Origin of the sequence: Kitasatospora sp. NPDC101157, assembly GCF_044768255.1 — a bacterium.
In the GTDB taxonomy this organism is placed as follows: domain Bacteria; phylum Actinomycetota; class Actinomycetes; order Streptomycetales; family Streptomycetaceae; genus Kitasatospora.
Genome location: NZ_JBIWPL010000017.1, coordinates 53,982 through 60,676 on the forward strand (window position 1 = coordinate 53,982; position 6,695 = coordinate 60,676).

At 75.6% G+C, this 6,695-nt stretch carries 7 protein-coding genes; 5 read left to right on the forward strand and 2 right to left on the reverse strand.

Annotation, left to right across the window (positions count from 1 at the left end):
• The first annotated feature begins 30 nt into the window (after positions 1-30).
• Together ACIRVF_RS28365 and ACIRVF_RS28370 are read left to right on the forward strand one after the other, a co-directional pair.
• Complete coding sequence (locus tag ACIRVF_RS28365; protein WP_402823666.1) at positions 31-762, forward strand: Mut7-C RNAse domain-containing protein; 732 nt, start codon at positions 31-33, stop codon at positions 760-762.
• Between the two features lie 60 nt (positions 763-822).
• On the forward strand, positions 823-1,257 hold the full coding sequence (locus ACIRVF_RS28370; protein WP_402823669.1) for a cupin domain-containing protein: 435 nt from the start codon (positions 823-825) through the stop codon (positions 1,255-1,257).
• 15 nt (positions 1,258-1,272) lie between these two features.
• Here ACIRVF_RS28370 and ACIRVF_RS28375 read toward each other — a convergent pair whose 3' ends face one another.
• The gene (locus ACIRVF_RS28375; protein ID WP_402823672.1) at positions 1,273-2,088 is read right to left on the reverse strand and encodes a hypothetical protein; all 816 of its coding nucleotides are present in this window, start codon (positions 2,086-2,088) and stop codon (positions 1,273-1,275) included.
• Between the two features lie 130 nt (positions 2,089-2,218).
• Here ACIRVF_RS28375 and ACIRVF_RS28380 point away from each other — a divergent pair, with 130 nt between their 5' ends.
• Complete coding sequence (locus ACIRVF_RS28380; protein WP_402823943.1) at positions 2,219-2,728, forward strand: inorganic diphosphatase; 510 nt, start codon at positions 2,219-2,221, stop codon at positions 2,726-2,728.
• A gap of 82 nt (positions 2,729-2,810) precedes the next feature.
• Here the strand turns inward: ACIRVF_RS28380 and ACIRVF_RS28385 are convergent, their stop codons facing one another.
• Positions 2,811-4,148 (reverse strand): pyroglutamyl peptidase, encoded by a 1,338-nt coding sequence (locus ACIRVF_RS28385; RefSeq protein WP_402823675.1) that lies wholly within the window; start codon positions 4,146-4,148, stop codon positions 2,811-2,813.
• A 69-nt stretch (positions 4,149-4,217) separates the two neighbouring features.
• Between ACIRVF_RS28385 and ACIRVF_RS28390 the strand changes: the two genes are divergently transcribed.
• Positions 4,218-5,414, forward strand: coding sequence for a cytochrome P450 (locus ACIRVF_RS28390; protein WP_402823678.1), 1,197 nt, complete (start codon positions 4,218-4,220; stop codon positions 5,412-5,414).
• Positions 5,415-5,496: 82 nt separating this feature from the next.
• Positions 5,497-6,534, forward strand: a complete 1,038-nt coding sequence (locus tag ACIRVF_RS28395; RefSeq protein ID WP_402823681.1) for a TerD family protein — start codon at positions 5,497-5,499, stop codon at positions 6,532-6,534.
• Positions 6,535-6,695: the final 161 nt, after the last annotated feature.

Consider the following 6,695-nt stretch of genomic DNA (forward strand, 5'->3'; position numbering starts at 1 on the left):
CGGCCCGCCCCCCGCTGGCATGCTGGCCGCGTGGACCGACCCCAGATCTGGCTCGACTTCGCCCCTGAGCTGCACCTCTTCGTCTCCGCGCCCCGACGGGCCGGCCGTACCGCGCTGCGTACCGACGGCACTTCCACCCTCGGTCACGTGGTCGAGTCCCTGGGCGTCCCGCTCACCGAGGTCGGCACCCTGCTGGTGGACGGCAGGCCCGTGCCCGACTCGCACGTTCCGGCCGACAGCGAGCACGTCAGTGTCGGGGCGGTGGCCCGCCCCCAGCCCTCGCCCGCCCCGCCGCGCTTCCTGCTGGACGTCCACCTCGGCACCCTCGCCCGCCGACTGCGCCTGCTCGGCGTCGACGCCGCGTACGAGAACCCGGACATCGGCGACGCGGCCCTGGCCGCCCGCTCCGCCGCCGAGCAGCGGGTGATGCTCTCCCGCGACCGCGGCCTGCTGCGCCGCCGCGAACTGTGGGCCGGCGCCTACGTCTACAGCCACCGCCCCGCCGAGCAACTGCGCGACGTGCTCTCCCGCTTCGCCCCGCCGCTCGCGCCCTGGAGCCGCTGCACCACCTGCAACGGCGCGCTGCGCACGGTGAGCAAGACCACCGTGCGCGAGCAGCTCCACGACGGTACCGAGCGCTCCTACGACGCCTTCGCCCAGTGCACCGACTGCGGCCAGGCGTACTGGCGCGGCGCCCACCACGCCCGGCTGGAGTCCATCGTCACCGAGGCGGTGCGCGAGTTCGGGGGCGTCCCGGGGTAGTCCGGGGGCGTTCCCGGGTAGAGAGGAAACTCTCCGTCGCACGAGAGGCCGGATCCTCGGATGAGCAATCAAGCCGTACCGCCCGCCCACCAGCCCTTCGAGAGCGCCGAGGCCGCCGACGCCCCGGTGGTGACCGCCCCGGACGGCGCCGTGGTCCGCCCGCTGCTGGTGCTGGACGGGCTGGGCAGCCTCGCCGTCTTCGAGCTCGTCCCCGGGCAGGTCAGCCACGCGGTGTCGCACGCCACCGTGCAGGAGCTGTGGCAGGTCACCGCGGGCAGCGGCGAACTGTGGCGCCGCCAGGACGGCCGGGAGCAGATCCTCCGGCTCGTGGCCGGGACGGCGGCGTCGATCCCGCTGGGCACCGCCTTCCAGTTCCGGGCCGACCCGGACGCCGAGGGACCGCTGCGCATCACCGCCGTCACCATGCCGCCCTGGCCGGGAACGGACACCGAGGCGCGGCCCGAGCAGGGCCCGTGGGAGCCGACCGGCCGTTGAGCGGCGCGCCGGCGGCTACCGTCCGACCAGGCCGAGGGCCCAGGTGTGGGTGGTGTAGTCGCCCATCCGGGTCGGGTGGCGCTCGACCAGCGTCACGGTCAGCCCCTCGGCCGTCCGGCTCAGCGCACCGGTGAAGCGGCGCTGCTCCTCAGGCGCGACCGGCAGCAGTTCGGCGAGCACCGTGTCGTCCAGCTCCGGTCCGACCGCGCGCAGCACCCCCGCGTCCAGCACCAGCAGGGTGCCGTCGGGCAGCGTCAGCGGCTCCGGTGCCCGGGCGTCGCTGAGCAGCGGGCCGCGCTCCACCGCCCCGCCCGGCAGCAGCCGCACCACCCGGCTCCCGGTGGGGTGGCGGCGGTCCGTCTCGACCACGCGCAGGCCGTCGCCGACCACGTAGTGGCCGTAGCTGCGCCAGGAGTCGGTGACGGCGCCGTCCCGGTCGTGGGCCCGGGTGTCGAAGGCGCCGTGGCCCTCCTGCCCGAGGAGGAACCGCCCGCCGCCGATCGCCGCGCCGCGCTCGCCGGGCAGCTCGGCGACCGGTGCGCCGTCGGCGAGGTCCAGCAGCAGGGCCGGGCCGAGGTGGCCCAGGGCCGTGTGCTCGAAGGAGTCGGTGGTGACGAGCACCCGGTCGGCGGAGAGGTGCGCCGCGTTCGGCCGCCCCGGGCAGGGCCGCCGCCAGCGGACCAGACCGGTCGGGTCGACGCAGCTGAGCTCGCCGTGCCCGCCGTGCACCTCCCACCCGTCCCGCCGGGCCAGCGGCCCCTCCGGGCGGCCCTGCGGACGTCCGCCCGGCGTGCGATGGTGGTGCATGACCGTGACCCGCCAACTCCCCATGGCCCGGATGCTAGCGGCTGACCGTGAACCGCGGAGGCCGTTTCGACGGTGCCGGGGGAGTCCGGACGGCGGACAATCTCCCCACGAGCCGAGGAGGAGGCCACCGGTGGAACCCGCCGAGTTCGACGTGATGATCGAAATCCCGCAGGGGTCGCGGAACAAGTACGTGATGGACTTCGACGCGGGCCGGATCCGCCTCGACCGCACGCTCTTCACCGCCACCCGCTACCCCGCGGACTACGGCTACGTCGAGGGCACGCTCGGCGGCGACGGCGAGCCGCTGGACGCCCTCGTCCTCGGCGGCGAGCCCGCCGTGCCGGGCTGTGTGCTCACCTGCCGGGCGGTCGGCATGTGGGTGATGCGCGACGAGCGCGGCCCCGACCAGAAGATCCTCTGCGTCCCGGCCCACGACCCGCGCTACGCCGCCCTGCAGGACATCGGCGACCTGCGCGAGTACGACCTGCTGGAGATCACCCACTTCTTCCAGGTGTACAAGGACCTCGAACACGGCAAGTCCGTCCGGGGCTCCCACTGGGCCGGCCGCGAGGCGGCCCGCACCGAGATCGCCGAATCCCGCGCCCGCGCCGCGGGGACCCGCTACTCCCGCGCGGCAGGCGCCCGCTTCGCCCACCCGGCCTGAGCCCTCTCCCCGGCAGACCGGCAGACCGGCAGACCGGCAGCCCGGCCGCCGGGGGGAGGGACCGGGCCCGTGCCGCCGTTGCTCAGAGCCGGGCGCTGCCCAGGATGGCGCGGACCTCGTCGGAGATCGCGGCCTCGTTGTGCTCGAACTCCGGTGAGGTGACCTGGTCCTGGTGGTCGGGCAGACCGGTGAGCACGGGGGTGTGGAGGTGGCCGCCGGGCAGGCCGGGGCCGAGGGCGAGGCGAAGGCGGTTGGAGCGGTAGGCGACCTCGTTGGAGAGGTAGCCCCCGCCGCCTCCGGCGACGGCGCGGGAGCCGGGGGTGGGGCCGTCGGTGCGCTGGACCGGGGCGGTGGCGCCGGCGGGGATCTCGACGACCGGGGTGTTGAGCAGAACGGGGTACGGCTGCTGGACGGCCGTCATGGCGCCGGTGGGCAGGGTGGTGCGGATGAACTGCGGGCCGGCGGCCAGGCCCGGGGCGTCCACCGGGTGGGTCGTGGTGCCGCCGGAGAGCGCACCGACGTTGTCGGTGGCGGGGTCGGCGGAGCGGGCGCGCCCGGCCCAGGCCTCCAGGGTGAACGTGCCGGGGTAGCCCTGGCTGATGCTGGTGATCAGGTCGGCGGACTGCGGGCCGCCGGGCCGCAGGTGGGGGCCGAAGGCGCGCTCCACGATGCCGTCGTCGAAGTCCCCGTAGCGCACCGGCAGGACGACCGCCCGCACCTCGGCGGTGCTGCCGTCGGCCAGGGTGATCCGCCGGCCGTCCAGTTGGAGGACGGCCGCGCCGGAGGGATTGGCCCGGCGCGGCTCGGTGTCCAGGCCGTACGGGTCGAAGCCGCTGACGAAGATCCGCCGGATGCCGGAGCCGGAGTCGGGGCCGGACTCGTCGCCGAAGCCGTCGTCCAGCCCGCGGGAGGCGTCCTCGAAGCGGGCCCGGAGTTCGGCGTGGTCGACGTCGAACCCGGGCTGCCAGTGGGCGAGTTGGACGGTCATGGCGAGCCGGGTCCAGTACAGCGGACGGTCGTCGAGGGCGGGCAGCTCGCCGCCGGGCCGGCGGCCCTGGGCACGGTCGAGGCCGGCCTGCCAGAGCCTGCGGCCCCAGGCGTCCACCACCCGCTGGGCGCGGTGGGCGGTGCGGGCGGAGCAGAGCGCGGCGGGGAAGCCGTGGAGCAGGTCGTCGAGGCCGGAGCGTTCGGTGAAGACGGCGGTCCGGGGGTCCTGGAGCCGGGCCTGTTCGGCGTCCGGCGGCGCGGTGGTGACGGTCCGGCAGCCGGCCGGGGCGGCCTGGGCGGCGGCCGGGGCGAGCAGGGCGGCGAGGGTCCCGGCGAGGGCGGTGGCTGTGGCGGCGGCCCGGCCGAAGGCGCGTCCGGTGGCACGCCCGGCGGCACGTGCGGTGCGGTCGGCGGCGCGGCGAGTGTTTGTCATGAACTCTGACAATAGGTGCGGCGCTGACGCCCCGCCAGAGTGCCTTCCGAGGCCCCGTAGGCTGATCGCGTGACACCCCTCGACCCGACCGTGAAGTCCCTGCTCACCGACCCCTACGGCGCCTACGCCGAACTGCGCGCCGAGGCGCCCGTCCGGCGGATCGTCGGCCCGGACGGACTGCCCGTCTGGCTGGTGACCCGCTACCCGGACGTCCGCCAAGCCCTCGCCGACCCCCGACTCGCCCTCGACCGGACGCACGCCGCGCCCGGCAACTACCGGGGTTTCGCGCTGCCGCCCGCGCTGGACGCCAACCTGCTCAACATGGACCCGCCGGACCACACCCGGATCCGCCGCCTGGTCGTCCAGGCCTTCACCCCGCGCCGGGTGGCCGCCCTGCACGCGCCGATCGAGCGCGTCGCCGAGCAACTCCTCGACGCCGTCGAGGACACCGCCGGGCCGACCCGGCGCGTCGACCTGCTCGCGAGCTACGCCGCGCCGCTGCCGATCACCGTCATCTGCGACCTGCTCGGCGTCCCCGAGGACGACCGGCACGACTTCCGGGCCTGGACCGACACCCTGATCACCCCGGACCCGGACCGCCCCGAGCAGGCCCGCGACGCCGTCAGGGCGATGCTCGCCTTCTTCACCGGCCTGATCGAGCGCAAGCGCGCCGAGCCGGCCGACGACCTGCTCTCCGACCTGATCGCCGTCCGGGACGAACAGGACCGGTTGAGCGAGGAGGAACTGACCTCGCTCGCCTTCCTCATCCTCTTCGCCGGCTACGAGAACACCGTCCACCTGATCGCCAATGCCGTCCTCGCCCTGCTCACCCACCCCGAGCAGCTCGCCGCCCTGCGCGCCGAACCGGAGCTGATCACGGGCGCCGTCGAGGAGTTCGCCCGCTTCGACGGACCGGCCCCGCTGGCCATCCGCCGATTCCCGCGCGAGGACGTCACCATCGGAGGCGTCGGCGTCCCGGCGGGGGAGACGGTGCTGCTCTCCCTCGCCTCCGCCAACCGCGACCCCCAGCAGTTCGGCGACCCCGACCGGCTCGACCTGCGCCGCCGGGAGAACGGCCACCTCGCGCTCGGCCACGGCATCCACTACTGCCTGGGCGCCCCGCTGGCCCGGACGGAGACCGCGCTCGCGCTCACCGCCCTGCTGCGCCGCTTCCCCGCGCTGGCCCTGGACGTCCCGGCCGAGCGGCTTCGCCACCGGCCCACCATGAGGGCCCGTGGCCTGCTGGAACTCCCCGTCCGGTTCTGATCGGGGCACCGGGAACCGGCGTGGCGTCCACGGCGTTGTCGTGGTCGAACAGCGTGATTCGGACGGTGGTGGAGGAAACCCCATGAGTGTGGCCCTGACGAAGGGCGGCAACGTCTCCCTGAACCGGCAGGCGCCCGGCGTGCGATCCGTCCGGGTCTGCCTCGGCTGGACGGCCGGCCCCGGGTACGACCTGGACGCCAGCGCCCTGCTCTGCGGCGCGTCCGGGAAGGTCCTCACGGACCAGCACTTCGTCTTCTTCAACAACCTGCAGAGCCCGGACGGCGCGGTGCGCCACCTCGGCGCGGACGGCGGGGGTGGCGGGGGCGAGGACCGGGAGCGGATCGAGGTCAGGCTCGCGGACGTCTCGGCCGAGGTCCAGAAGGTCGTCTTCGCGGTGGCGATCTACGACGCGGCGCAGCGCCGACAGACCTTCGGGCAGGTGCGCGGCGCGTACGTCCGGCTCACCGACGCGGACGGCGGCGCCGAGGTGGCCCGTTACGACGTGACGCCGGAGGCGGGCAGCGAGACGGCGATGGTGTTCGGCGAGCTCTACCGCAACGGCGCGGACTGGAAGTTCCGCGCCGTCGGCCAGGGCTACGCCTCGGGGCTCGCGGGCATCGCCACCGACTTCGGTGTCGACGTCCTCCAGCCGGCCCCGGCCGCCCCCTCGGCCCCGGCGCCGCTGCCCCCGATGCCGGCGGCCGCGCCCGCCGCCGTCGTTCCCACCGTTCCGAAGACCCAGCCAGTACCAGGGAGTTCCCCCGTGACGTGTTTCTTCGACCCCAGCCACGGCGTCGGCTCGGCCGTGGTGCTGTGGCAGCCTCAGTGGGGCGTGCCGCGCCAGGTCGAGGCCTGTGCCGCCTGCGCCCAGCGGGTACAGACCACCGTCCCGCCGTTCTACACCCCGCCGCAGGCGGGCTACCCGCAGCAGCAGGCCCAGCCGCAGGTGCCCGCCCAGCAGCACCAGGACCAGGGCGGTCGCCGCTTCGGCACCGGCGCCATGCTCGGCGCCGGTGCGGCGGGCCTGGTCGGCGGCATGCTGCTCAACGAGGCGCTGAGCGACGACGAGCCCCAGGTGGTCGTCAACAACTACTACGAGGACGACGACTCGTTCTTCTAGGCCGTCGCCGCTCCTCCTCCCGCCGTCCCCCCGCCGGGGGGGGCCCCCCCCGCCCCCCCCCCCCGGGGGGGGGGGGGGGGGGGCGGCGCCCCCCCCCCCCCCCGGGCCCGCGGGGGGGGTGGGGGGGGGGCGGGGCCGGGCGGGGGACCGGGTGGGGGGGC

Coding starts and splice junctions, on each gene's coding strand:
- ACIRVF_RS28370 (WP_402823669.1), top strand. CDS start 823: ATGAGCAATCAAGCCGTACCGCCCGCCCACCAGCCCTTCGAGAGCGCC.
- ACIRVF_RS28375 (WP_402823672.1), bottom strand. CDS start 2,088: ATGGGGAGTTGGCGGGTCACGGTCATGCACCACCATCGCACGCCGGGC.
- ACIRVF_RS28380 (WP_402823943.1), top strand. CDS start 2,219: ATGATCGAAATCCCGCAGGGGTCGCGGAACAAGTACGTGATGGACTTC.
- ACIRVF_RS28385 (WP_402823675.1), bottom strand. CDS start 4,148: ATGACAAACACTCGCCGCGCCGCCGACCGCACCGCACGTGCCGCCGGG.
- ACIRVF_RS28395 (WP_402823681.1), top strand. CDS start 5,497: ATGAGTGTGGCCCTGACGAAGGGCGGCAACGTCTCCCTGAACCGGCAG.